Consider the following 22470-nt stretch of genomic DNA (forward strand, 5'->3'; position numbering starts at 1 on the left):
GATCCTGACGAGTGGCGCGCCGGCTCAGGCCATGAACGAGGCCGCGAGCGCCGGCGGCACCCGGATCGGCCGGCCGGTGGCGCGATCGATGATCGCCCAGGTGGTTTTTGCGCGGACGCGGGGCTTGCCGTCCTCGCCGACGAACTCGACATGGCGGTCGAAGCGGGCGCCCCTTGGCGGATCGGGAACCCAGGTACGGCCGACCACCGTCTCCCCGGGCCCCACGGCGCGCAGATAGTCGATCTCGTGCCGGATCACGACCCAGACATAGGCATCGACGTCGGCCGGATCGGCGAGCGCGCGCCAATGCGCGACCGCCACCTCCTGGATCCAGCGGACCCAGGCGGCATTGTTGACATGGCCGAGCTCGTCAATGTCCTCCGCCGAGGCGGTGATCCTCGTCTCGAACCTCTTCATCGAAGCCTCGGCAGTCCGTCGTCGCCGACCGCGTGCGCGACTCCGGCCCGCGCCAGCAGCGACGCTATCAAGGATGCCGGATCTTCGGCGCCGGTGTCGAGCAGCCGTCCGATGTCGGCGGACAAGGAGGGATCGCCCGAGGCGCGGTCGAGGGCGGCCAGCCAGTCGCGGCGCGAGACGATGCCGTCGCCGCGATTGTCGTCGATCAGGGCGCGGACGAAGGCCGTGAAGGAGCCGCCGGCGGAGGCTTCGGCGACGAGGCCGAAGACGGCGCCGCAGGCATAATAGGCCCTCTGCTCGTTCCGGTCCTCGGCCGAGGCGACGCCCCGGCCCTGGGCGAGCCTCGCACAGTCGCGGATCGCGAGGTCGAGGGCGCCGCGCCAGTCATAGTCACGGTCCATCATCGCCACGGTCCGAAAGGCGAGCAGGTCCGCGCCGCCCTCGGTGATCCAGGAATCGCGGGCATATTCGTAGGTCACGGTGTGGCCGAGCCAGAAATGGGCCGCCTCGTGGGCGATGAACCACAGCCCGAAGCCGCGCGATCCGGGGGTCTCCGCAACCACGCCCTCGCCTTCATAGGCCATGGTGATCAGCCCCGGCAGGGCGCTGCCGCCCATGCTGGTGACGCCGCGGGTCGGGCCCGCCCAACTCACCATCACCGTCGGCCGCGGCCCGTCCGCCGGCCCGAGCGCTTCGGCGTAGCGGGCGAAGATGCCGGGGATCGAGCGTTCGAGCGTCGACCTGATCCAGCCGGGAAGCGCCGGATCGACGATCGCGGTCATCGCCTCGCTCGCCACCGGCTCGGCCGGGCCGAACAGGACGTAGGTCCCGTCGCCGTCGCCGGCTTCGACGGTGGCGGCCGGGACGCGCAACCCGCCATGGAGCACCGCCTCGGCCTCGTCGCTGAAGGTGAGGCGGGTCGCGCTCTGTGGCAGTCCGGAGCGGGCGAGGTCGGCCGGCAGCCGGCCCGCCAGCTGGGGCGACGAGATCGGGAGGGCGTGGAACTGGCCGCTGTGCAGCGCCACCGATCCGTCGGTGAACACCAGCGCCGGATCGTAGTCGCCGAGCAGGTCCTGCGTGAAAGGGGTGAACCGCACCCGCACCCGCGGCGGCATCCGCCGTCCCTCGGCGATCAAGACGTCCCAATAGCCGCGGCGCTCGAGCCGCACGCCGGGCGTCTCGACCGTCCAGCTGCGCGGCCGCCATGGCTGCTGGTCCTCGCGGGTGACGGCCGATCGCGCGAAGAGCCAGACCGGGTTGCGGTCGCGAAAGCGGAAATCGGCCGTCCAGGCGTCGCCGCGCTTCGTCACCTCGACCGTCAGCGGCGGCGACGGCGGCGGCGTCTCCGCCGCCGCCGTCGAACCGCCGACCAGCAGCAGGAGCGCCGCCAGGAACCTCATTGCGCCGTGTCGGCTCCCATCTGGGTCAGGACGAAGGCATAGGCCTCGGCCACTTCGCGCAGCCGGGTCCAGCGGCCCGACTGGCCGCCATGGCCGGCCCCCATGTTGATCTTGAGCAGCAGCAGATTGTCGTCGGTCTTGGTGGCGCGCAGCCGCGCCGCCCACTTGGCCGGCTCCCAATAGGTCACCCGCGGGTCGTTGAGGCCGCCGGTGATGAGCATCGGCGGATAGGCCTGGGCGCGGACATTGTCGTAGGGCGAATAGCTCAGCATATATTCGAACGCGGCCGGATCGGTGACCGGATTGCCCCACTCGTTCCATTCGCCGGGCGTCAGCGGCAGGCTCTCGTCGAGCATCGTGTTGACGACGTCGACGAAGGGAACGTCGGCGACGACGGCCCCCCAAAGCTCGGGATCGGAATTGACCACTGCTCCCATCAGCTCGCCGCCCGCCGACCCGCCCTGGATCGCGATCCGGCCGACGCCGGTATAATTTTCGGCGATCAGCCCGCGGGCGGCATCGACGAAATCGTTGAAGGTGTTGGTCCGCCGGTCGAGCTTGCCGTCGAGATACCATTGATAACCGAGATCGTCGCCGCCGCGGATATGGGCGATGGCGAAGGCGTAGCCGCGGTCGATCAGGCTGAACCGGTTGGTGCTGAAGCCCGGCGGCGTCGCATAGCCGTAGGCGCCATAGGCGTAGAGGAAGAGGCGGCCCTGGCCGTTGCGCTCGAAGCCGCGGCGATAGACGATCGACACCGGCAATTGCCGGCCGTCGCGCGTGGGGACGGTGATCCGCTCGGTCACATACTGGCTGGGATCGTAGCCCGACGGGATCTGCTGGACCTTGCGAGTCTCCAGCCGGTTGTCGGCCGGATGGTAGTCGTAGACCGTCGGCGGCGTCACCATCGACGCGTAGCTCAGCCGATAGGCGGCCGGCGCATATTCGGGATTCGATCCCAGCGAGGCGGTGTAGCTCGCCTCGGTGAAAGGGATGCGGCGCTCGCTGCCGTCATAGCCGCGCAGCCGGATCTGATCGAGGCCGTTCAAGCGCTCGCTGATGACGAGATGGTCGCGAAAGGCGGTGATGCCGCGCAGATAGACCGCGTCCGAGCCGGCAATCACCTCGCGCCACTCGCCCGGATTTTCCGGTGAGGCCTCGGCCAGGCGGAAATTGACGTGATTGTCGTTGGTGAGGACCCACAGCCGGTCGTGGCTGGCGTCGACCGAATAGAGGATGTTTGGGCGGCGCCGCGCGATCAGCACCGGTTCCGCCTCGGGATTGTCGGCCGGCAGCAGACGGATCTCGTTGGAGACGTTCTCGCCGGTCCCGATCAGGATGAAGCGGCGGTCCTGGGTCTTCTCGACGCTGACCGTGAAGGCGACATTCTCCGTCTCCTCGTAGAGCGTCCGGTCACTCTCGAGCGGCGCGCCGATGCGATGGAACCGGGCGCGGTAGCTTCGCCAATTCTCGTTCACCTCGGTGAAGACGATTCCGCGGCTGTCGGCGGTCCACACCGGATCGCCGATGCCCACCTCGGTCACCGTCTCGATGTCGCGGCCGGTGGCCAGTTCGCGGATGCGCAGCTGGAACCGCTCCGACCCGTCGTCATCGACCATGATGGCGGCGTAGCGGCCGTCGGGGCTGATCTCGAGCGCGCCGAGGACGAAATATTGCTTGCCCTGCGCCTCGGCAGGCTCGTCGAAGATCAGCTGCGGTTCGCCAGCCTGCTCCGGGCTCGACGCGGGGCGGCGATACCAGGTGCGATATTGCGCGCCGGGCTGGAACGCCCACCAGTAGAGCCAGTCGCCGTCGCGGACCGGAACCGAGCTGTCATCCTCGGGGATGCGGCCGCGCATCTCCTGGAACAGGGTGTCGACCAGCGGCCGGTGCGGCGCCATCGCCGCCTCGAAATAGGCATTCTCGGCGCGCAGGTAGGACAGCACGTCCTCGTCATCGACGGTCGGATAGGATTCGTCGCGCAGCCAGTGCCAGGGATCCTGCACCGTCCGGCCGTGGCGCTCGAAGGAGAAAGGCCGCTGCTCGGCGACGGGCGGAGCAGGAAGCTCGGCAGTGCGGGTCATTGGATCCCTTTGCGGTTGGTCCTGGGCGATGGCTGGCGCGGCCGTCAGCAAAAGCAGAAGAGAAAGGAGGCGCATTTTGGTTCCCCACCCGGTTCGAAGGCTGGCGCGGCGCGCCTCCGGCGACTAGATCAGCGGCGATAAACGCCATTCGAGGACTTGCCAATGTCCAGCTATGCCGACCGCCTTGCCGCGCTGCGCGAGCAGCTCAGGACGGACCGTCTCGACGGATTCGTGGTGCCGCTCACCGACGAGCATATGAGCGAATATGTCGGCAGCTATGCCCAGCGCCTGGCGTGGCTGACCGGCTTCCAGGGCTCGGCCGGTTCGGCAGTGGTGCTGCCCGAAGAGGCCGCGATCTTCGTCGACGGCCGTTACACGCTGCAGGTCCGTTCGCAGGTCGACGGCCGCCACTGGAGCTACCAGTCGGTCCCGGAGACGAGCATCGCCGCCTGGCTGAAGGCGCACGCGCCGCAGGGCGGCCGGATCGGCTACGATCCCTGGCTCCATACTCGGGAGTGGGTGGTCAAGGCGCGCGAGGCGTTAGCCGACAAGGGCGCCGAGCTGGTCGCCGTCGGGCGCAATCCGATCGACAGCGTCTGGGCCGACAAGCCGGAGCCATCGCGGGCGCGGCTGATCGTCCATCCGGACTCGCTGGCCGGAAAGCCGTCGGCCGCCAAGCGCCAGGAGATGGCGGACTGGCTGCGAGCCGAGAAAGCGGACGCGGCGGTGCTGGCGGCGCTCGATTCGATCGCCTGGACCTTCAATGTCCGCGGCCAGGATGTCGAGCATACGCCGGTCGCTTTGTCCTTCGCCGTCGTCCATGAGGACGGCACCGCCGACCTTTTCGTCGCTTCCGAGAAGATCGGCGACGACGTGCGCCAGCATCTCGGCAATGGCGTTCGGCTGCACGAGCGCGACGAGTTCGAGGCCTGGCTCGGCGGACTCGGCGGCAAGACGGTCGCGGTCGACCCCGAGCGCTCGGTGGCGGCGATCTTCGAGGCGCTCGACCAGGCCGGCGCCAAGGTCGTCGCCCGCCGCGATCCCGCGGTGCTGCCGAAGGCGATCAAGAACGACGTCGAGATAGCGGGCCACAAGGCGGCGCAGGCGCGCGACGGCGCCGCCTTGTCGCGCTTCCTCCACTGGCTGTCGGTCGAGGCGCCGAAGGGCGAGCTCGACGAGCTCAAGGCCGCCGACCGGCTCCACGGCTTCCGCCGCGACGGCGGCGATCTTCGCGACCTCAGCTTCGACACCATTTCAGGCGCCGGGCCGAACGGCGCCATCGTCCATTACCGGGTGACCGAGGAGACCAACCGGCCGATCGAGCGGGACTCGCTCTATCTGGTCGATAGCGGCGGTCAATATCCGGACGGCACCACCGACGTCACCCGCACCGTCGTGGTGGGCGCGCCCACCGCGGAGATGCGCGACCGCTTCACCCGCGTCCTCAAGGGCCATATCGCGGTCGCCCGCGCCCGCTTCCCGGCCGGGACGCGCGGCGGCCAGCTCGACAGCTTCGCCCGGCAGCATCTCTGGCAGGCCGGGCTCGATTATGCCCACGGCACCGGCCACGGCGTCGGCAGCTTCCTCGCTGTCCACGAAGGGCCGCAGCGTATCTCGCCGGTCGGCAGCGGCCAGGCCGGCGGCGACGAGCCGCTGCGGGCCGGCATGATCCTCTCGAACGAGCCCGGTTATTACAAGACCGGCGAATATGGCATCCGGGTCGAGAATCTCGTGCTGGTCGTGCCGGCCGCGATCGAGGGCGCCGAGAAGGAAATGCTGGGTTTCGAAACGCTGACCTTCGCGCCGATCGACCGCGCCCTGATCGAGCCGGCGCTGCTGTCGCCCGAGGAGCGGCAATGGGTCGACGACTATCACGCGCAGGTGCTCGAGGTGGTGGGGCCCCAGCTCGAAGGTGACGCACGCCTTTGGCTCGATGAGGCCTGCGCGCCGCTCGCCGGCTAGGGGCCAGCCGCGGCCCGTTCCGCGATTCAGCTGGCGTCGTCGGTGCGCCCGCCGCCGGGACCGGATCGCGCTGCCGCCTCTTCGCCGGCCTTGGCGCCGGCCGGGGCGATCGCCCGCGCCTGCGCCTTGCGGCGGCGGAGATTCTCCCTCAGCGCCGCAGCCAGCCGCCGTTCGCGTTCCTCATCCTTCGCTGCCATTTCCCCGGGTTAGGATCGGCACCGCCTTGCCGCAAGCCGCCTTGACACCATATCGGCCCTGCGGCTAGCGCCGCCTTTCCGCGAAAGCCGTGCTGCCGTAGCTCAGTGGTAGAGCGCATCCTTGGTAAGGCTGAGGTCGTGAGTTCAATCCTCACCGGCAGCACCACTTTCGCCGCTGGTGGTCCCGCCCCAGGGGCCGCTCAGCCTCCGGCGACCCGCCGCTTCTCGACCAGCATCCGCTGTCCCGCCTTGGTGGCGAAAAGGCTGGCAAGCTCGCGGTGCCGCTCACGCGCCTCGGTCGTGATCGCGCGCGCGGCCAGCCTCTGCTCCTCGGCCGCCCGCCGCGAATAATAACGATAGTCAGACTCCATGCCGTCGCCTCCCCTACAGCAGGGGTTGCTTAACATAGGAATAGTGGGATTTCGACTCGGCCTGCCCGGAGGCTGCCGCCAGTCGTCTCAACGGTGATTCGACTTGGCGACGATCATGTCCACCACGGCGGGATGCAGCGGCCGTTCGAAGGCGCAGCCGACGCTCGGGCCTTCCGCCCAGACCACGCGGCCATGGCAGGCCTCGAGCCCCGGCAGGCGCAGCCAGACATCGGTCCCGACGGCGAGCTCGAGGTGGGTGGCGACGCGAAAGCCGTCGGTCGACAGGTCGACGATCTGGACCGTCACGCCGGATGCACCGCGCTGACGAAGGCCCGCGCCCAACGTCACCGGCAATCGCTCCGCGCGGCGGCCTTTCGGCCCGGCCGATTCGAAGGTGCCGTCGGTCGAGATCTCGCCGCTGATCGACAGCGCCGAGCCTTCGGAGGAAGACGTCCAGCTGCCGGCATAGGCACTCATGACGCGTTCCTCAGCCGTCGCCGCCGGGGAGGGTGAGGCCGACCGTCACGCCCCAGGCCAGCGCCATCTTGCGCTCCTTTTCGGAGAGGTCCTCGTTGAGACCCGGGCGGCGGAAGCGGCCGCCGCCACCGTCGCCGGTGCGCCGCTTCAACTGGACGAGCACCTCCTGCTCGTCGATCATGAACAGGAATTCGAGCCCGATCCGCCCACCGGCCACCCAGGCGACGCGCGCGGGTACGACGGTGCTGCCGCGGCTGAAGGTGACCTCGCTGCCCACCGCGGGCAAGGCGGCGCATTCGATCAGCGCCCCCTTCCGCGACAGGTCCCGAAGGCGGCAATCCACCTCCCCGTAGGGCGTCTGCAGCTTAGCCGCGAGCAGGACGCGGGCGCGCTTCGTCGCGCGCTTGCCGCCCACCTCTGAATTCACGAAATTGTCAGCGCCCATTCCTTATCCCTCGATCCGGAGAGGGTATTACCGCCGAACGGCCAAGAATTCGTAAACGCCGCGGCAATGACCCGCTTGTCCATGGGCGGGTCGATGAACGGCAACAGACGGGAAAGGCGGGATTTCGCCGGGAGCGCCGCTCCGCTATCGTACGCGTCGGGGGGCAGGATCTTGGCTGGAGTCGAAACTGGAGCGCGTGCTGGAGACGGGTCGCCGCTGACGCGGCTTACCCCCGCGATCCTCGTCACCATGTTCCGCCCGCCGGAGCGCTTTGCGCCCGACGTCGAGGCGGAGTTCAGCCTCCATTCGGACCGGCGTTCCGCCAATGCGCGGCAGACCGGCCTCGTCCTGCTGCTCCTCATCTGGCTGTCCTATTTCGGCTGGGACTCGTTCCACGGCTATCGCAACGAGGATTTCCGATCGGCGCTCGACGAGGTCTTCGCGCTGCGCCTGGCCGGGATGGCCTGCATCGTCATCGCCGGCGCCTCGCTGATGCTGTGGCGGGAGAAGCGGCGGGCGCTCGACGCCGCGCTCTGCTTCTGCGTCGGCTCCCTCTATCTTCTCTCGCTGGCGATGATCACGGCCACGCCCTTTCCCTACAATTATCTCTTCTACTTCATCTGCCTGCCGCTGATCCTGCTGTTCCTGTTCGGCCCGCTGCGTCTGGAGAGCCGGCTGGTCTATGCGATGGCGGGCGCCTGCCTCCTCGCCAGCTTCGTCTTCCTGGTCTTCACCGAGACGACCGAGACCGGGTCGCCGAAGAACATCCTCCAGTTCCTCACCAAGTCGCTTTCCTACTACAATGTCGCGGCGCTCCTCTTCCTTTTCTCCTTCTCGCTGATCGGATGCGCCGTGGCGGTGGAGCTCGAGCGCTCCGCCCGCGCCGCTTTCGCGCGCGAGCGGCAATTGACGGACCGCAATGCCCGTCTCGCCGCCTCGGAACGCGACACCAAGGTGAAGACGGCGGCGCTGGTCAAGGCCAAGGACGAGCTCAGGGCGCTGGCCGAGCAGCGCAACATCGCCAAGTCGCGCTTCCTCGCCGACGCCGCGCACGATCTTCGCCAGCCGATGCAGGCGCTCACCAACCTGCTCGGCGCGGCCCGGCACGCTCTGGAGGCGGGGGACCGGGCGAAGTGCGATTCCCTGCTGGCCATGGCGCAGGACGCGTCGCGTCTCACCCGCACCTCCTTCAATGCCGTCCTCGACATCTCCAGGCTCGAATCGGGATTCGTCGAGGCGGAATATTCCACCTTCGACCTCGCCGCGCTCGTCGAGGAGGTCGCCGCCTCCTTCCGGCTCGGAGCCGCCGAGCGGGGCGTGGCGCTCCGGCTCCACTGGAAGCCAGGCCGCCTCGTGCCGGTGCACAGCGACCGGCACCTGCTCGGCCGGGTGATCGGCAATCTCCTCTCCAACGCGATCAAGTATAGCGATCCGTCGCGGGAAAGCCGGGCCGGGATCGTCCTCGGCATCGTCTCGCTTCCCAACCGGGTGCGCCTGGACGTCGTCGACAACGGCCTCGGCATCGCCGAATCGGACTGGGCCAGGGTGTTCAACCCGTTCGTCCAGCTTCACAATGTCGAGAGAGACCGGGAAAAGGGGGTCGGCCTGGGCCTGTCGATCGTCAACGCGATCGTCACCTTGCTCAAGGAGCATCGCCTCGACATGCGCTCGCGTGCCGGCGAGGGGACCCGCTTCTCGCTGGAGATCCCGCATGGCTCGGCCGAATCCGCCCTGCAGCATCGTCCAGAGATCACGCGACCGCCCGGTGCGATGGACCTGTCCGGGCTCTATGTCTTCTACGTCGAGGACGATGCCCTGGTGCGCGGTTCGACCGTGGCGCTGCTCGACTCGCTTGGTATCCGCCACGAAGCCTTCGCGTCGCTGGCGTCGCTCGAGACCGCGCTTCCCGACCTCGAGCGCGAGCCGGATCTGCTCATCACCGATTATCGGCTGCCGGGCGGACGCAGCGGCGAGGATATCGTGCGCACCGTCGCCGCCGCCTTCGAGCGGGTTCCCCGCCTCATCGTCGTGACCGGGGAGATGCAGGCCCTCGGCGACAGCGCCTGGCTCGCCTCGGGGCGGGTCCTTCGAAAGCCGGTCTCGCCGGATGCGCTCGCCTCGGCGATCAGTGCCTTATGCCTGGAGCCGGCGCCGGAGCCCCTCCTTCGGGCGGAACCGAATCCGGTCGGGGCACATGGATCCCCCGCCGCGACACCTCGATCAGAAGCTCCGTCCGCCGAACGACCTTGAAGATCCGGAACAGCCTCGGAAGATAGTCTTTCCTGACAGTCCCTTCCTCGATGCCCATGTGGCGGGCGATCGCCTTGTTCGGCAGGCCCTGGCAGACCCAGTAGAGCGCCTCCAGCGCCCGCCCGCTTATGCCGAGCGATTCCGCCGTCACCGGGGCCTGGGTCGATGGCGGCGTCGGGGAGAAGCCGCCGCGGCCGATGACGTTGGCCGGAAGGAAGACGCTGCCCTGGAAGACGGTGTCGAGCGCGCGGCGGAAGAGTCCGTCGCTCTCCATGTCCTTGACGATATAGCCGCTGGCGCCCTCGCGCAGGCATTCCATGACGACATCCTTGTCGGAGCGGCCGGACAGCATGATCGCCCGCGTGTCGAGCTCGCGCTCGCGAAGCTGACGCAGGAAGTCGAGGCCCGATCGGGCGCCCTTGAGGTCGATGTCGAGGAAGGCGATGTCGACCCTCGCTTCCTCCAGGCGGACCAGCGCTTCCTCGTAGCTCGAAGCTTCCAGGATGCGCGCCTGCGGCTCGCTGATCTGGATGAGCTCGCGCATCCCGGCGCGAACCAGCCCCTGATCCTCGAGGATGAGTATGATGAGGTTACGGTCCGACACTGCCTGTTGATTAGTGGGACGCCGCGCGCCCGGCCATCCGACACATGTCGGAACGGGAAATACGGCATCTGTCGGGGCGGGCATCCGACACAAGCGGGAATGACGGGGCGCCGCGGCTCGGGAATGATGGCGGCGTCGAACGGACGGCCGCGTTGCCGCTCGATCGCACGGGTTTCTCAGGGAGAATGACAATGAACCATCTTTACCGCGGCGCGCTGGCCGCTGCCGCGATGCTCGCCGCCTCCGCCGCCGTGGGTCCGGCCGTGGCGCAGGACTTCAACGCCGCCCCCAATTTCGGCAGCGTCAACCTGCGGGCGGGCTTCACGCCCGATCCGCGGGTCGTCGCCGTGCGCGCCGGCGGCGAACTCGATGCCTCCGGCCTCAGCAGCTCGTGCCGCGGCTTCATCTCCAACGCGCCCGACGTCCGACTGAACTATACGCCGGGCAACTATCCTCTGATCATCTCGGTCGCCTCGAGCGCCGACACGACCCTGGTGGTCAACGGTCCCGACGGTTCCTGGTATTGCGACGACGATGGCGGCGTGAACGGCCTCAACCCGTCGCTCCGCTTCAATGATCCGCAGGGCGGACGTTACGAGATCTGGGTGGGCACCTATCGCAGCGGCCGCCTCGAAGGCGCGCGGCTGCACATCTCGGAAGTCAGCAGCCAGTAAGCGCCCCGCCCTCCTGCCGGAGGGCGAGCGCGAAGGGAGGGGAGAGCGAGGCTCCCCTCCCTTCTTCCTGTCCGGCCGGGCCTTTCAAGCCAGCGCCCGGTCGGCGCCCATTGACCGGCGCGCGCGCATTTCACATGGCGCGCGCATGCGCTTCTTCTCCGACAACGCCGCCGCCGCCTGCCCCGAGGTGCTCGCGGCGATCGAACAGGCCAACCGGCTGGATACGGCCTATGACGGCGATGCCTGGAGCCGGCGTCTCGACGACGCCTTCTCGCGCCTGTTCGGAACCGAGGTGGAGGCGCTGTGGATCGCCACCGGCACCGCGGCGAACAGCCTCGCGCTCGCCGCGCTCTGTCCCCCGCACGGCTCGATCCTGTGCCACCGCGACGCCCACATCCAGAATGACGAATGCGGCGCCCCGGAATTCTACACCCACGGCGCCAAGCTGCTGCTCGTCGACGGCGCGGGAGCGAAAATGACTCCCGACGCGGTCGCCGCCGCCCTCGCCGGCATCCGCAACGACGTCCATCAGGTGCAGCCGGCGGCGCTGTCGATCACCAACGCTACCGAATATGGCTTGGTCTATTCGCCGGAAGAGGTGGCAGCGCTCGGCGCCCTGTGCCGCGAACGCGGGCTCGGCTTCCATGTCGACGGCGCCCGCTTTGCCAATGCCGTCGCGCGGCTCGGCTGCTCGCCCGCGGACCTGACCTGGAAGGCGGGGGTCGATGCCTTGAGCTTCGGCTTCGTCAAGAATGGCGGCCTTTGCGCGGAGGCGCTGATCTTCTTCCGGCGCGAGCTGGCGGCGGCCACTTATTATCGCCGCAAGCGCGCCGGCCACCTGCTGTCCAAGGGCCGCTATCTCGCCGCCCAATTGCTCGCCATGCTGGACGGCGACGTCTGGCTGCGCAATGCCGACGCCGCCAACCGCGCAGCGGCGCGCCTCGCCGAAGCCGCCGGCGCGGACCGGCTCGTCCTGCCGGTCGAGGCCAACGAGGTCTTCATCCGGGTCACCGCCGAGGAAGCGGCGGCGCTGCGCGCCCAGGGCTTCGACTTCTACGATTGGGGCCCGGGCGAGGCGCGCCTGGTCACGAGCTGGGACAGCGATGCCGGGGCGGTCGACGCCCTGGCCGCCGCCATCGCCGCGCTGTGAGCCGGCGGGAAGGATTTCGCGATCCGCGGGTCCTCATCCCCTTCATCCTGATCACCCTGATCTGGAGCTCGACCTGGATCGTCATCAAGGACCAGATCGGCGGCGCCGGCGGAATAGCCGTGCCCTCGGCCTGGTCGGTCACCTACCGTTTCCTGATCGGGGCGGCGGCGATGCTCGCTTACGCCGCGGCGACCGGCGCGAGCCTGCGGATCGGCCGGCGCGGCCATCTGCTCGCGGCGCCGTTCGGGATCCTGCAATTCTCGGCCAATTTCAATCTGGTCTATGCGGCCGAGCATTTCGTCACGTCCGGCCTCGTCGCGACCGTCTTCGCCTTGCTGATGGTCCCGAACAGCCTCCTTGCGTGGCTCTTCCTCAAGCAGCGCATGACCGGGCGTTTCGCGGCCGGCTCGGCGCTCGCCTGCGTCGGCGTCGCCTTGCTGTTCGTCCAGGAGATGCGCTCGAGCCCGATACCGTCGAGTCAGGTGGCGGCGGGGATCGGCCTCAGCCTGCTCGCCGTGCTCGCCGCCTCTTCGGCCAATGTCATGCAGGCGAGCGGCCGTGCCGCGTCATGGCCGATGGCCAGCCTGATCGCCTGGTCGATGGTCTATGGCACGATCGCCAACGCCCTTTTTGCCTGGGCGTGGTCGGGTCCGCCGATGGTCGAGCCGCGGCTGGGCTACTGGATTGGCCTGGTCTATTTGGGGCTGGTCGCGTCGGCGCTTGCCTTCCCGCTCTACTTCGCGGTGATCCGCGCGGTCGGCCCCGGCCCGGCCGCTTATTCGAGCCTGCTGATCCCGATCATCGCCATGGCGATCTCGACGGTAGCGGAAGGCTATCGCTGGACGCCGCTGGCGCTGGCCGGCGGCGCGGTGGCGATCGCCGGCATGTATTTCGCCCTTCGTGCCGGAAGACGCGCGGCCGCGGCATCGGCGCCGCCTGAAACGGAGCAAGCCCGCGATCAGGCCTGACCGCGGGCTTGCTTTTGTTGGATGTGAACCGGTTTAGCGGACGGCGCCCCGGCGGAAGAGATTGACGATCGCCAGCAGGATGACCGCGCCGAGGAAGGCGGCGATCAGCGTGCCGCCGTCGAGCGGGGCGTTGAGGATGCTGCCGTCGGCCCCGAAGAAGCCGCCGAGCAGGAAGCTGCCGATCAGCGAACCGACAATGCCGACGACGATGTTCAGCAGGATTCCCTGCTGGGCATTGGTGCGCATGACGATGCTGGCCAGCCAGCCGATAATGCCCCCAATGATAAGCGCCAATATAAGACCCATGGCTCTACTCCCAATGGTTCTCCGTCGGCCGTGACCGCGGATCGCCAACAAGACGCGCGACTCGCCCTGTTGGTTCCGCAGCCGGACTGATTGGGAAAGTCGGGCCGGGATGAACGGGGGCTAGAGCCGTCCGAAGGCGAGCTTGCCCCGCGACTGCGGCGGCGGCGCGTCCGAAGCCTTGAGATAGAGGTGGCAGATCAGCAGCGCGAGCGAGGCCGAGTAGCACAGATTGTGCCACCCGTCGGCGTAGAAGACGCTTACCGGCAGCATCAGCACCAGCAGCGTGCGGAACATCCATTCGCGCACGCGCGCGGTGCGGGTGCCGACCGACGAGGCCGCCTGGCGGTAGGCGAGCCGCCGGACATGCTCCATGATCATGAGCCAGACGACGGCGCGCAGAAGGGTGACGAACACGGCATCGTACGGGCCTTTGACGGCGATCTCGAGCGCCACGGCGGCGACGTAGAAGGCGACGCTGCCGTTCAGGCACTCGATGGATGCCCGCCACTGGCTGATTCCGAGGCGGTGCTGCACCCAGCCGCTGAGGGGCGAGGCGATCTTTTCGATCAGGAGGTCGTCGACGCGATTCATGACGTCAGCCTATCAGCAGGAAAAGCTTGAGGAAGCCTGAAAAATTCGTCGGAGCGTGCGATTTGCGCCACCTGTTGCAGCGCAGCAATATCGCGGCTCGCCGGCTCGCATTGCGTGCCGGGGAGGCGGAGCCTAAACCTTCGCTATGATGGACATCCGGCCCGGCCACCTTTCCGCTCCTCCCGTCATCCGCCGCGAGGAATATCGAGCCCCCGAATGGCTCGTCCCCGAGATTGCGCTTGAGTTCGAGCTGGACGGGTCGCGGACGATCGTCCGCGCCGCCCTGACGGTCGAGCGGAATGGCGAGCACAAGCTGCCGCTCCATCTCGATGCCAAGGATCTCGATCTGCGCCGGCTCGTCGTCGACGGCAAACCGGTCAATTACCGCTTCGAGCAGGACGTTCTGAAGGTGCCGATCGACGGCGACCGCGCCGTCGTCGAGACGGAAGTCGCCATCTCCCCCGCCGCCAATACCCAGCTGATGGGCCTCTACGAATCCGGCGGCCTGCTCTGCACCCAGTGCGAGGCCGAGGGTTTCCGGCGGATCACGCCCTTCCCCGACCGGCCGGACGTCCTTTCCCGCTACCGGGTGAGGATGACCGCCGACGAGGCGCTTTATCCCGTGCTCCTCGCCAATGGCGATCCGGTGGCGCAGGGCAAGGACGCGGCCGCCGGCACCCACTGGGCGGAGTGGCACGATCCCTTCCCCAAGCCCTGCTACCTGTTCGCGCTCGTCGCCGGCGATCTCGTCGTCAATCGGGACACGTTCGTCACCCGCTCCGGCCGGTCGGTCCAGCTCGGCATCTGGGTCCGCGACGGGGACCTCGCCAAGACCGAGCATGCGATGGCGGCGCTCAAGGCGTCGATGAAATGGGACGAGGAGGTGTTCGGCCGGGAATATGACCTCGACGTCTTCAACATCGTCGCCGTCGCCGACTTCAACTTCGGCGCGATGGAGAATAAAGGCCTCAACATCTTCAACTCGCGCTACATTCTCGCCGATCCCGACACCGCCACCGACGCCGACTATGATGCCATTGCCGGCGTCGTCGCCCATGAATATTTCCACAACTGGTCGGGCAACCGCGTCACCTGCCGCGACTGGTTCCAGCTCTCGCTCAAGGAGGGCTTCACCGTCTTCCGCGACCAGCAATTCAGCGCCGACATGGGCTCCAGGGCGGTCAAGCGGATCGAGGACGTGCGCATGCTCCGCGCCGCGCAATTCCCCGAGGATGCGGGGCCGCTCGCCCACCCGGTCCGGCCCGATTCCTATATCGAGATATCCAACTTCTACACCGCAACCGTCTACAACAAGGGCGCCGAGCTCATCCGGATGATGCACACCATCCTCGGGCCCGACCGCTTCCGCGCCGGTTGCGACCTCTATTTCGAGCGCCATGACGGCCAGGCGGTGACCTGCGAGGATTTCGTCAAGGCGATGGAGGATGCCAGCGGCGTCGACCTGTCGCGCTTCCGCCTCTGGTATTCGCAGGCGGGCACGCCGACCGTCCGGGCGAGCCTGGCCGGGAGCGGCGCGGAGGCACGGCTGCGTCTCGAGCAGATCGTGCCGCCCACTCCGGGCCAATCGGACAAGCAGCCCATGCCGATCCCGCTCAAGGTGGCCCTGCTCGATCGCGACAGCGGCGACGTGGCCGACGAGAGGCTGATCATCCTCGACCAGGCGCGGATGGAGATTCCGCTCGGCGATGCGCCGCAGCGGCCGGTCCTGTCGATCAATCGCGATTTCTCGGCGCCCGTCGTCGTCGAGACCGATCGTGGCGCCGCCGACCTCGCCTTCCTTTCGGCGCAGGACGACGATCCGTTCGCCCGCTACGAGGCGATGCAGCAGCTCATGCTCGACACGCTGACCGCCGCCATCTCCGGCCGCGGCGTCGATCATGAGGCCGTGGTCGAGGCGGTCCGGCGGACGCTGGCCGATCCGTCGCTCGACCCGGCCTTCGTCGCCGAGGCGGTGCTGCTGCCGAGCGAGACCTTCGTCGGCGACCGGATGGAGCGGGTCGATCCGGAAGCCATCCACCGCCGCCGCGAGGCGCTGCGGGCCGAGCTCGGCCACCGGCTCGAGACCCTGTGGCGGGACGCCTACGCCGCTCATGGCGCCAATCGCTACGAATATAATCCGGCCGCCAAGGGCGCGCGGCGGCTGCGCTCGATCGCGCTCGGCTATATCGCGGCCGCAGGGGCGGAGGATGCCCCCGCGCTCGCCCGGGCGCAGTTCGACCGGGCCGACAACATGACCGACCGTCAGGGCGCGCTCGGCGTCCTCGCCAACGGCGATTCGCCGGAGCGGGAAGTGGCCCTTGCCGCCTTCTACGATCGCTATCGCGGCAATGCGCTGGTGCTCGACAAATGGTTCAGCGTGCAGGCGCTCTCCACCCGCGACGACACGCCGGAGGCGGTCGAGGCATTGTTCCGGCATCCGGACTTCATCCTCGGCAATCCGAACCGGCTGCGCTCCCTGGTCGGCGCCTTCGCCGCCAACCAGCGCGCCTTCCACGACGCGTCGGGCCGGGGCTATCGCTTCCTCGCCGACACCATCCTCGCCGCCGACAAGCTCAATTCCCAGACCGCGGCCCGCCTGGTCCCGCCGCTCGGCCGCTGGCGCCGGTTCGACGAGGCGCGCGCGAAGCTGATGCGGGCCGAGCTCGAGCGGATCGTTGCGGCGCCTGGCCTCTCGAAGGACGTGTTCGAGCAGGCGAGCAAGAGCCTGGGCTGAAGGTCAGGAGACGATCACCGTCCTCATCCAGACGGTCGCCAGGGCGCCTCGCGGCTGCAGCACGAGGCCGATCGTCGTTCGGGACTCGCTTCGGGAGCCGCCTTCGCCGCCGATCGGATAGGCGGCGAACCACCAGTCGATGCCTTCGGGAGGCGCGAGGCCGGGATCCTCGCCTAGCACGAGCGGGCGGCCGATCACGGCTTCGGCGAAACGCCGCGCGTCGGCGAGGGGTGCTTCGAAGCGCACCCACTGGAGCGAATCCTGGAAGCGCCTGTCGAAGAGCCGCACCTCCGTCGCGGAGGACGGCAAGCGGACCTCCGTGCCGATCAGCCGGACCTCGGCGCCGCGGCCGTCCGCGACCTGTCGCTGCTCGTCCTCGCCGAGCGAGGCGAAGCCGCAACCCGAGAGGATCGGCGCGGCCGCGAGGCCGAGGAGGTACCAGGCGGAGCCGCGCATGCGGCGTGGCGCCGTCAGGATGCGGGCGTACCGCCCACCCACGCCGCCACCTGCTCCGCGATCTGGTTGGCCGCCTGATTGAGCGCCGGCGCCGCCGCCAGCGGAGTCACCTCCGCCACCGGCACCCGCGCCTCGAAGCGGTTGCTGCGGATGCCGCCCGTCGGATTGGCGACGGCGACGTCGTAGAGCGCCACCGCTTCCATGCTCGTCGGATCGATTCCGAAGCGCTGGAGCTGGCCGGTGAGCACCGTTCCCGGCTCATTGGTATATTGGGCGGTATCGAGAACCACCCGGCCGGTGCGAGCGGCGATCACCTCGCCGACCAGGCGACCGAACAAGGCCGCCGGATTCTCGACCCACTGCGCGTCCTGCAGATATTGGATCGAGGTCTCATCGATATAGACCGGCACGCGCTGGGTGCGCAGCGCCTGCGGCACGGTCGGATCGGCGACGGTGATCGCCTGGCCGGGTTCCGCAATGCGCGGCGCGGCGGCGGGACGGGTCTCGGCCGCGCTGAGGGTGAACAGCTGGTCCGGCACCGAGCCGCCGCCGAAGCAGCCGCCGAGGGCGAGCAGGCCTGCAAGAGCGGGGAGGAGGGTGAGGCGCATCGTCAGTTCCTTCGTCCGGGCTGGTAGTCAGGCAGTTGCTGGCCGCCGATGATGCCGCCGACGCCCTGCTCGTTCAGCCGATCGGTGATGCCGCGCAGCGACTCGCTGGTGGCGCGCAGGTCCTGCACCAGCTGCCCGACTTCGGGCAGGGTCCGGTTCGAGAAGGCCTGCACTCCGGGCCGCGCGTCGTTGAGGACGGCATCGAGGTTGCGCATGCTCTGCTCGGCGGAGCGGATCGTGTGCCTGAGATCGTTGATCAGCGGCCGACCCTCTTCGTTGAGCAGCGATTCGGTGGTGCCGGCGAGCGCGCCGAACTGCTCGGCGGCGTCGCCGGCCTGGGCGATCGCCACCCGCGCCTCGGCGAGGGTGGAGGCGATCTCCGGCGAGCGCTCGGCGAGGGCCCGGGTCGTCACCTCGAGATTGTCGAGGATGCCGGCGATCGACTGCTGGTTTCGATCCGAGAACAGCTCGGTCAGCCTCTCGGTCAGCGTCGATACCCGTTCGAGCAGCTCCGGCGCGGTGTTGAGCAGCTGGCCCAGCGCGCCGGGCCGGGTCGGGATCACGGGATAACCATAAGGGCAGACCTGGTCCGGATTCTGCTCGGGACAGCTGATCTCCGGAAGGTTGCCGAGCGGGCGGCCGGGCCTTGCTTCGGGCGGGTCCAGCTGGATCTGCGACACGCCGGTGAAGCCGACGCCGCGGATCGTCGCGGTCGTTCCTTCGAGCACCGGCGTCTGCTCGTTGACCGTGATTCGCACGCGAATAAACTGCGGGCTTTCCGGCTCGAGATTGATGGACTGGATCTGTCCGACGGGCACGCCGCGGAAGGTCACGCCGGATCCCTTGGCAAGCCCTTCGACCGACTGCTGGAAGAAGACGTCATAGGTCTTCTGTCCGCCTTCGCCGAGCTGGCTCAGCCAGACGATGAATACCGCCAGCGCGGCGACCAGGCCGAGCACGATGCTGCCGACGAGGATCTGGTTGGACCGTGTTTCCATCAGCTTGCGGCTTTCTCAATCTCTTGGATCCCGGCGGCGGCACGACCGCGCGGTCCGTTGAAATATTCCTGGATCCAGTCGTGATCCAAGGCGAGCAGCTCCGGGATGGTCCCGATCGCCACCACCTTGCGGTCGGCGAGCACCGCCACCCGGTCGCAGATCGCATGGAGCGTGTCGAGATCGTGCGTGATCAGGAAGACGGTGAGGCCGAGCGCGTCGCGCAGTTCGCAGATCAGCTGATCGAACTTCGCCGCCCCGATCGGATCGAGGCCGGCGGTCGGCTCGTCGAGGAAGAGCAGCTCGGGATCGAGCGCGAGCGCGCGGGCGATTCCGGCCCGTTTCCTCATGCCCCCGGACAATTCTGCCGGGAACTTGGCCGCCGCGTCGGGGGGAAGCCCGCTCATCGTCGTCTTGTAGGCGGCGATCTCGTCGAGCAGGTCCCGCTCGATACCGGGGAAATATTCCCGGATCGGCACCTGGATATTCTCGGCGACGGTCAGGGTCGAGAACAGGGCGCCGCCCTGGAAGAGCACGCCCCAGCGCCGCCGGACATGCTTGGCCTCTTCCTCGTCGCGGCCGATCATCGGCTCGTCGAAGACGGTGATCTCGCCTTCAGCGGGCGTCTGCAGGCCAATGATCGATCGCATCAGCACCGACTTGCCGGTTCCCGAGCCGCCGACGACGCCGAGTATCTCGCCTTCGCGGACGGAGAGGTCGAGATTCTCGTGGACGACCTGGTCGCCGAACCGGTTGACGAGGCTCCTGACCTCGATGACGGACTTGCCCTTGCTCACGCCCAGCCTATCTCGGTGAAGAAGACGGCGAAGAAGGCGTCGAGGACGATCACCAGGAAGATGCCCTGGACGACCGCCGTCGTCGTGCGCAGGCCGACCTCCTCGGCATTCCCCTCGACCTGAAGGCCCTGATAGCAGCCGGCCATGGCGATGATCAGCCCGAAGACGGGCGCCTTGATCAGCGTCTGGTAGACGTCGGTCAGCGGCACGATCTCGCGGATGCGCTGGATGAAGGTGATCGGGGGCATCTCCAGGGAGATCCAGCAGAACAGGCCGCCGCCCATGATCGCGATCAGCGCCGCATAGAAGCCGAGCAGCGGCATCATCAGCACGGTCGCGATCACCCGGGGGAAGACCAGAGCTTCCATCGGCGAGACGCCGATCGTGCGCATCGCGTCGACTTCCTCGTTGAGCTTCATCGATCCCAATTGGGCGGCGAAGGCGGATCCGGAGCGGCCGGCGACCATGATGGCGGTCATCAGCACGCCCAGCTCCTTCATCGCGCTGCGGCCGATCAGGTTGACGGTGAACACCTCGGCGCCGAACTGGCGCAGCTGGACCGCGCCCTGCTGGGCGATGACGATCCCGACCAGGAAGCTCATCAGGCCGATGATGCCGAGCGCGCGCACGCCGACCACGTCGAATCGGGTGACCACCGCGTTGAACCGGAACCGGCGCGGATGGCGGGCGATGTTGCCGAGCGCGATGATCAGAGCGCCGAAGAATCCGAGCAGGCCGAACATGGTCTGGCCCGCCTGCTGGGTCGCGGCACCGACTTCGGCCGCCATCTGGCGGAAGCGCGGCTCGCGCTCGGCACGAACCTTCACCGGCTGGTCGGCGCGCGCGACATGATCGATCAGCGTCTGCTGGTCTTCGTCCGCACCGACGACCCGGGCGCCATGGTCGCGCTGGAGCTTGTGGACCAGCCAGGCGCCGACCGTATCCATCCGCTCGACCTCGGTGAGATCGACGGTGAGGCCGTCGCCGTCGATCGCGTCCAGCTGTTCGCTGAGCCTGCGCACGCGAAGAAGAGTGAGGTTGCCGCTGAACCGGATTACCCGGCGGCCGTCCGGACCGGTCTCGAGAAAATCGGGTGTGGCGTTCATCGGGAGGTTTACTGTCTCAATTCCCCCCGGGCGGCAAGCACGGAGGCATGGACAGGCGAGCGCCATCCATGCTTGGCACGCTCGCATGCGGCAGACGCTCGCCATTTACGACATGGACAAGACGGTGACCCGGCGGCCCACATACGGGCTGTTCCTCGTCCACGCCTTGCGGCGCGTGGCGCCGTGGCGGATCCTGCTTGCCCCCGCCTTGCTGGGGACCGGCCTCCTCTACCTGGCCGGACGGATCGATCGGGCCCGCCTGAAGGAGATCAACTTCCGGCTGCTGATCGGGCCGGTCCCGCCGGAACGGCTGGAGCCGGTGGTGGCGAGTTTCGCGGAGCGGCAGCTGGCCAGCAACATCATGGAGGGCGCCCGGCGTCGCATCGCCGAGGACAAGGCGGCCGGCAGGCGGCTGGTGCTCGCGACCGCCTCCTATCGCCTCTATGCGGCGGCGATCGCCGAGCGGCTCGGTTTCGACGACGTCATCGCCACCGATACCCTGCCCGACGAAAAGGGCCGGATCGTCGCCCGGATCGACGGCCGCAACTGCTATGGCGCCGCCAAGCTCGACATGATCGAGGCCTGGCTGCAGCGCGAGGGACTGGAGCGCGAGGCGCTCCATATCCGTTTCTATTCCGATCACATTTCGGATGCACCGGTTCATCACTGGTCGGACGAGGCCTTCGCCACCAATGCCGATGAAAGGCTGATCCGACTGGCCGAGGCGCAGGGCTGGGAGGTACTCGACTGGCGGGACCGGCGGCGCCTGGCCCCGCCCCGCTGACGCCGAGACGGGTGGCAGACTCCGATCAAGGCGTCGGGGCGTCGCCCTCGTCGCCGTAGATCGCCACCGACCGCCCCTTCGGCGAAGCCTCGCCGCGATACATTCCAGGGGTGGTGAAACGCGACACGGCTTCGCCCCAGGGCGTCACCAGGATGATGCCGCCCGATCCGCCCATCTCCTCGATCTCGCCCAGCACCGAATCGACGATGGCCTGCGCCTGTCCCGGTGCCGGCGGCTCGCCTTGCGAAGCGGAAAAGCGGAGGCGGGCACAGATTTCGTGGGCCGCAGCCGATCTCAGGAAATATTCGCCGGCGCCCGTCGCCGACACCGCGCCGGCGCGGTCGTCGGCATAGGTGCCGGCGCCGATCACCGGGGAATCTCCGATCCGGCCCCAGCGCTTGCCGGTGAGCCCCCCGGTCGACGTGGCCGCGGCGACATGGCCGCGGACATCGACGGCGACGGCGCCGACCGTCCCATATTTGACGTCGATGTCGAAATAATCCTCGCCCGGCTGGCGGCGCAGCTCTTCGAGCTGGCGGCGGCGCTCAGGGGTTCCGAAATAATCGGGCGGGGCCTGCTCCAGCCCCTGCAGCCGCGAGAATTCGTCGGCGCCCTCGCGGCTGAGGAAGACGTGCGGCGATTTCTCCATCACCGCCCGTGCGAGGCTGATCGGATTGCGGGTCGCGGTGACTCCGTTGACCGCGCCGGCGCCGCGCCGCTCGCCTTCCATGATCGCGGCGTCCATCTCGATCGTGCCCTGGTAGGTGAAGACCGATCCGCGGCCGGCGTTGAAATGAGGATCGTCCTCCAGGGCCCGCCCGGCCGCCTCGACCGCGTCCAGCGCCGAGCCGCCGCGGTCGAGGATCGCCGCGCCCGCCGCCAGCGCCCGCTCGAGCGCGGTGCGCGCGGCCGCGTCGTCCTCCGGTGTCATCCGCTCCCGCTCGAGCACGCCGCAGCCGCCATGGATGACCAGCCGCCACGCCCGGGGCTGTCCGGAGCGGTCGGAGACATCGTTGGCGGCGCTGGACATGGACGCGACTCCGGAGCGGAAGGGCAAGCAGGCACTGAACGCGCCCGCCTCGGTCGCGGCTCCC

General features: G+C 68.5%; 22 protein-coding genes, 1 tRNA gene and 1 pseudogene. 8 read left to right on the forward strand and 16 right to left on the reverse strand.

What is annotated here, in order from left to right; translation table 11 throughout:
• Positions 1-24: 24 nt before the first annotated feature.
• The 3 genes from DDE10_RS14700 to DDE10_RS14705 are packed head-to-tail and all read right to left on the reverse strand — an operon-like array spanning position 25 to position 3901.
• Positions 25-417: an acyl-CoA thioesterase gene (locus tag DDE10_RS14700; protein WP_349356546.1), complete on the reverse strand. Its 393-nt coding sequence runs from the start codon at positions 415-417 to the stop codon at positions 25-27.
• The gene (locus DDE10_RS23845; RefSeq protein ID WP_284734678.1) at positions 414-1817 is read right to left on the reverse strand and encodes a M1 aminopeptidase family protein; all 1404 of its coding nucleotides are present in this window, start codon (positions 1815-1817) and stop codon (positions 414-416) included. Before DDE10_RS23845 ends, DDE10_RS14700 begins: the two co-directional genes overlap by 4 nt.
• On the reverse strand, positions 1814-3901 hold the full coding sequence (locus DDE10_RS14705) for a S9 family peptidase (protein WP_114953548.1): 2088 nt from the start codon (positions 3899-3901) through the stop codon (positions 1814-1816). The genes DDE10_RS23845 and DDE10_RS14705 overlap by 4 nt, the downstream gene beginning before the upstream one ends.
• 162 nt (positions 3902-4063) lie before the next feature.
• Between DDE10_RS14705 and DDE10_RS14710 the strand changes: the two genes are divergently transcribed.
• Positions 4064-5863 carry an aminopeptidase P family protein gene (locus tag DDE10_RS14710; RefSeq protein ID WP_114953549.1) on the forward strand — a complete coding sequence of 600 codons (1800 nt, stop codon included), beginning with the start codon at positions 4064-4066 and terminating at the stop codon, positions 5861-5863.
• 26 nt (positions 5864-5889) lie between these two features.
• Here the strand turns inward: DDE10_RS14710 and DDE10_RS23850 are convergent, their stop codons facing one another.
• On the reverse strand, positions 5890-6060 hold the full coding sequence (locus DDE10_RS23850; protein WP_284734679.1) for a hypothetical protein: 171 nt from the start codon (positions 6058-6060) through the stop codon (positions 5890-5892).
• 91 nt (positions 6061-6151) lie between these two features.
• Between DDE10_RS23850 and DDE10_RS14715 the strand changes: the two genes are divergently transcribed.
• Positions 6152-6226 (forward strand) — tRNA-Thr (locus DDE10_RS14715).
• A gap of 34 nt (positions 6227-6260) precedes the next feature.
• On the opposite strand, the gene DDE10_RS23515 is transcribed toward DDE10_RS14715, so the two are convergent.
• From DDE10_RS23515 to DDE10_RS14725, 3 genes are all read right to left on the reverse strand, one after another.
• Complete coding sequence (locus DDE10_RS23515; RefSeq protein ID WP_162806636.1) at positions 6261-6431, reverse strand: hypothetical protein; 171 nt, start codon at positions 6429-6431, stop codon at positions 6261-6263.
• A gap of 87 nt (positions 6432-6518) precedes the next feature.
• Positions 6519-6908 carry a PilZ domain-containing protein gene (locus tag DDE10_RS14720; protein WP_114953550.1) on the reverse strand — a complete coding sequence of 130 codons (390 nt, stop codon included), beginning with the start codon at positions 6906-6908 and terminating at the stop codon, positions 6519-6521.
• A 10-nt stretch (positions 6909-6918) separates the two neighbouring features.
• Positions 6919-7353: a PilZ domain-containing protein gene (locus DDE10_RS14725; protein ID WP_114953551.1), complete on the reverse strand. Its 435-nt coding sequence runs from the start codon at positions 7351-7353 to the stop codon at positions 6919-6921.
• A gap of 1152 nt (positions 7354-8505) precedes the next feature.
• Between DDE10_RS14725 and DDE10_RS23855 the strand changes: the two are divergent.
• A pseudogene (locus tag DDE10_RS23855) lies at positions 8506-9468 on the forward strand (ATP-binding protein); the annotation flags it as partial.
• Positions 9469-9478: 10 nt separating this feature from the next.
• Here DDE10_RS23855 and DDE10_RS14735 read toward each other — a convergent pair.
• Positions 9479-10207, reverse strand: a complete 729-nt coding sequence (locus DDE10_RS14735) for a response regulator (RefSeq protein ID WP_162806638.1) — start codon at positions 10205-10207, stop codon at positions 9479-9481.
• A 191-nt stretch (positions 10208-10398) separates the two neighbouring features.
• On the opposite strand from DDE10_RS14735, the gene DDE10_RS14740 reads away from it, so the two are divergent.
• The 3 genes from DDE10_RS14740 (at position 10399) to DDE10_RS14750 (ending at position 12999) form a co-directional block, all read left to right on the forward strand.
• On the forward strand, positions 10399-10881 hold the full coding sequence (locus DDE10_RS14740; protein WP_284734680.1) for a hypothetical protein: 483 nt from the start codon (positions 10399-10401) through the stop codon (positions 10879-10881).
• Between the two features lie 145 nt (positions 10882-11026).
• Positions 11027-12031 carry a threonine aldolase family protein gene (locus tag DDE10_RS14745; protein WP_114953554.1) on the forward strand — a complete coding sequence of 335 codons (1005 nt, stop codon included), beginning with the start codon at positions 11027-11029 and terminating at the stop codon, positions 12029-12031.
• Positions 12028-12999: a DMT family transporter gene (locus DDE10_RS14750; protein ID WP_114953555.1), complete on the forward strand. Its 972-nt coding sequence runs from the start codon at positions 12028-12030 to the stop codon at positions 12997-12999. The genes DDE10_RS14745 and DDE10_RS14750 overlap by 4 nt, the downstream gene beginning before the upstream one ends.
• A 33-nt stretch (positions 13000-13032) precedes the next feature.
• Here the strand turns inward: DDE10_RS14750 and DDE10_RS14755 are convergent, their stop codons facing one another.
• Positions 13033-13305 carry a GlsB/YeaQ/YmgE family stress response membrane protein gene (locus tag DDE10_RS14755; RefSeq protein ID WP_114953556.1) on the reverse strand — a complete coding sequence of 91 codons (273 nt, stop codon included), beginning with the start codon at positions 13303-13305 and terminating at the stop codon, positions 13033-13035.
• Positions 13306-13425: 120 nt separating this feature from the next.
• Positions 13426-13896: a hypothetical protein gene (locus tag DDE10_RS14760; protein ID WP_114953557.1), complete on the reverse strand. Its 471-nt coding sequence runs from the start codon at positions 13894-13896 to the stop codon at positions 13426-13428.
• Positions 13897-14041: 145 nt separating this feature from the next.
• On the opposite strand from DDE10_RS14760, the gene pepN reads away from it, so the two are divergent.
• A complete protein-coding gene (pepN, locus tag DDE10_RS14765) occupies positions 14042-16630 on the forward strand; it encodes an aminopeptidase N (protein ID WP_114953558.1) in 2589 nt (862 codons plus the stop codon).
• Positions 16631-16633: 3 nt separating this feature from the next.
• Here pepN and DDE10_RS14770 read toward each other — a convergent pair whose 3' ends face one another.
• From DDE10_RS14770 to DDE10_RS14790, 5 genes are read right to left on the reverse strand one after another with little or no spacing between them, the layout of a single operon-like run.
• Positions 16634-17086: a hypothetical protein gene (locus tag DDE10_RS14770; protein ID WP_114953559.1), complete on the reverse strand. Its 453-nt coding sequence runs from the start codon at positions 17084-17086 to the stop codon at positions 16634-16636.
• A gap of 14 nt (positions 17087-17100) precedes the next feature.
• On the reverse strand, positions 17101-17694 hold the full coding sequence (locus tag DDE10_RS14775) for an ABC-type transport auxiliary lipoprotein family protein (protein ID WP_114953560.1): 594 nt from the start codon (positions 17692-17694) through the stop codon (positions 17101-17103).
• Between the two features lie 2 nt (positions 17695-17696).
• Positions 17697-18692 (reverse strand): MlaD family protein, encoded by a 996-nt coding sequence (locus DDE10_RS14780; protein WP_114953561.1) that lies wholly within the window; start codon positions 18690-18692, stop codon positions 17697-17699.
• The gene (locus DDE10_RS14785) at positions 18692-19486 is read right to left on the reverse strand and encodes an ABC transporter ATP-binding protein (protein WP_284734681.1); all 795 of its coding nucleotides are present in this window, start codon (positions 19484-19486) and stop codon (positions 18692-18694) included. Before DDE10_RS14785 ends, DDE10_RS14780 begins: the two co-directional genes overlap by 1 nt.
• Positions 19483-20592 (reverse strand): ABC transporter permease, encoded by a 1110-nt coding sequence (locus DDE10_RS14790; protein ID WP_114953563.1) that lies wholly within the window; start codon positions 20590-20592, stop codon positions 19483-19485. Before DDE10_RS14790 ends, DDE10_RS14785 begins: the two co-directional genes overlap by 4 nt.
• Before the next feature lie 85 nt (positions 20593-20677).
• Between DDE10_RS14790 and DDE10_RS14795 the strand changes: the two genes are divergently transcribed.
• On the forward strand, positions 20678-21376 hold the full coding sequence (locus tag DDE10_RS14795) for an HAD family hydrolase (RefSeq protein WP_114953564.1): 699 nt from the start codon (positions 20678-20680) through the stop codon (positions 21374-21376).
• A 25-nt stretch (positions 21377-21401) separates the two neighbouring features.
• Here the strand turns inward: DDE10_RS14795 and DDE10_RS14800 are convergent, their stop codons facing one another.
• Positions 21402-22406, reverse strand: a complete 1005-nt coding sequence (locus DDE10_RS14800; RefSeq protein ID WP_114953565.1) for an isoaspartyl peptidase/L-asparaginase family protein — start codon at positions 22404-22406, stop codon at positions 21402-21404.
• Between the last annotated feature and the right edge of the window lie 64 nt (positions 22407-22470).

Source organism: Sphingosinicella terrae (assembly GCF_003347635.1).
In the GTDB taxonomy this organism is placed as follows: domain Bacteria; phylum Pseudomonadota; class Alphaproteobacteria; order Sphingomonadales; family Sphingomonadaceae; genus Allosphingosinicella; species Allosphingosinicella terrae.

Coding starts and splice junctions, on each gene's coding strand:
- DDE10_RS14700 (WP_349356546.1), bottom strand. CDS start 417: ATGAAGAGGTTCGAGACGAGGATCACCGCCTCGGCGGAGGACATTGAC.
- DDE10_RS23845 (WP_284734678.1), bottom strand. CDS start 1,817: ATGAGGTTCCTGGCGGCGCTCCTGCTGCTGGTCGGCGGTTCGACGGCG.
- DDE10_RS14705 (WP_114953548.1), bottom strand. CDS start 3,901: ATGACCCGCACTGCCGAGCTTCCTGCTCCGCCCGTCGCCGAGCAGCGG.
- DDE10_RS14710 (WP_114953549.1), top strand. CDS start 4,064: ATGTCCAGCTATGCCGACCGCCTTGCCGCGCTGCGCGAGCAGCTCAGG.
- DDE10_RS23850 (WP_284734679.1), bottom strand. CDS start 6,060: ATGGCAGCGAAGGATGAGGAACGCGAACGGCGGCTGGCTGCGGCGCTG.
- DDE10_RS23515 (WP_162806636.1), bottom strand. CDS start 6,431: ATGGAGTCTGACTATCGTTATTATTCGCGGCGGGCGGCCGAGGAGCAG.
- DDE10_RS14720 (WP_114953550.1), bottom strand. CDS start 6,908: ATGAGTGCCTATGCCGGCAGCTGGACGTCTTCCTCCGAAGGCTCGGCG.
- DDE10_RS14725 (WP_114953551.1), bottom strand. CDS start 7,353: ATGGGCGCTGACAATTTCGTGAATTCAGAGGTGGGCGGCAAGCGCGCG.
- DDE10_RS14740 (WP_284734680.1), top strand. CDS start 10,399: ATGAACCATCTTTACCGCGGCGCGCTGGCCGCTGCCGCGATGCTCGCC.
- DDE10_RS14745 (WP_114953554.1), top strand. CDS start 11,027: ATGCGCTTCTTCTCCGACAACGCCGCCGCCGCCTGCCCCGAGGTGCTC.
- DDE10_RS14755 (WP_114953556.1), bottom strand. CDS start 13,305: ATGGGTCTTATATTGGCGCTTATCATTGGGGGCATTATCGGCTGGCTG.
- DDE10_RS14760 (WP_114953557.1), bottom strand. CDS start 13,896: ATGAATCGCGTCGACGACCTCCTGATCGAAAAGATCGCCTCGCCCCTC.
- pepN (WP_114953558.1), top strand. CDS start 14,042: ATGATGGACATCCGGCCCGGCCACCTTTCCGCTCCTCCCGTCATCCGC.
- DDE10_RS14770 (WP_114953559.1), bottom strand. CDS start 17,086: ATGCGCGGCTCCGCCTGGTACCTCCTCGGCCTCGCGGCCGCGCCGATC.
- DDE10_RS14775 (WP_114953560.1), bottom strand. CDS start 17,694: ATGCGCCTCACCCTCCTCCCCGCTCTTGCAGGCCTGCTCGCCCTCGGC.
- DDE10_RS14780 (WP_114953561.1), bottom strand. CDS start 18,692: ATGGAAACACGGTCCAACCAGATCCTCGTCGGCAGCATCGTGCTCGGC.
- DDE10_RS14790 (WP_114953563.1), bottom strand. CDS start 20,592: ATGAACGCCACACCCGATTTTCTCGAGACCGGTCCGGACGGCCGCCGG.
- DDE10_RS14795 (WP_114953564.1), top strand. CDS start 20,678: ATGCGGCAGACGCTCGCCATTTACGACATGGACAAGACGGTGACCCGG.
- DDE10_RS14800 (WP_114953565.1), bottom strand. CDS start 22,406: ATGTCCAGCGCCGCCAACGATGTCTCCGACCGCTCCGGACAGCCCCGG.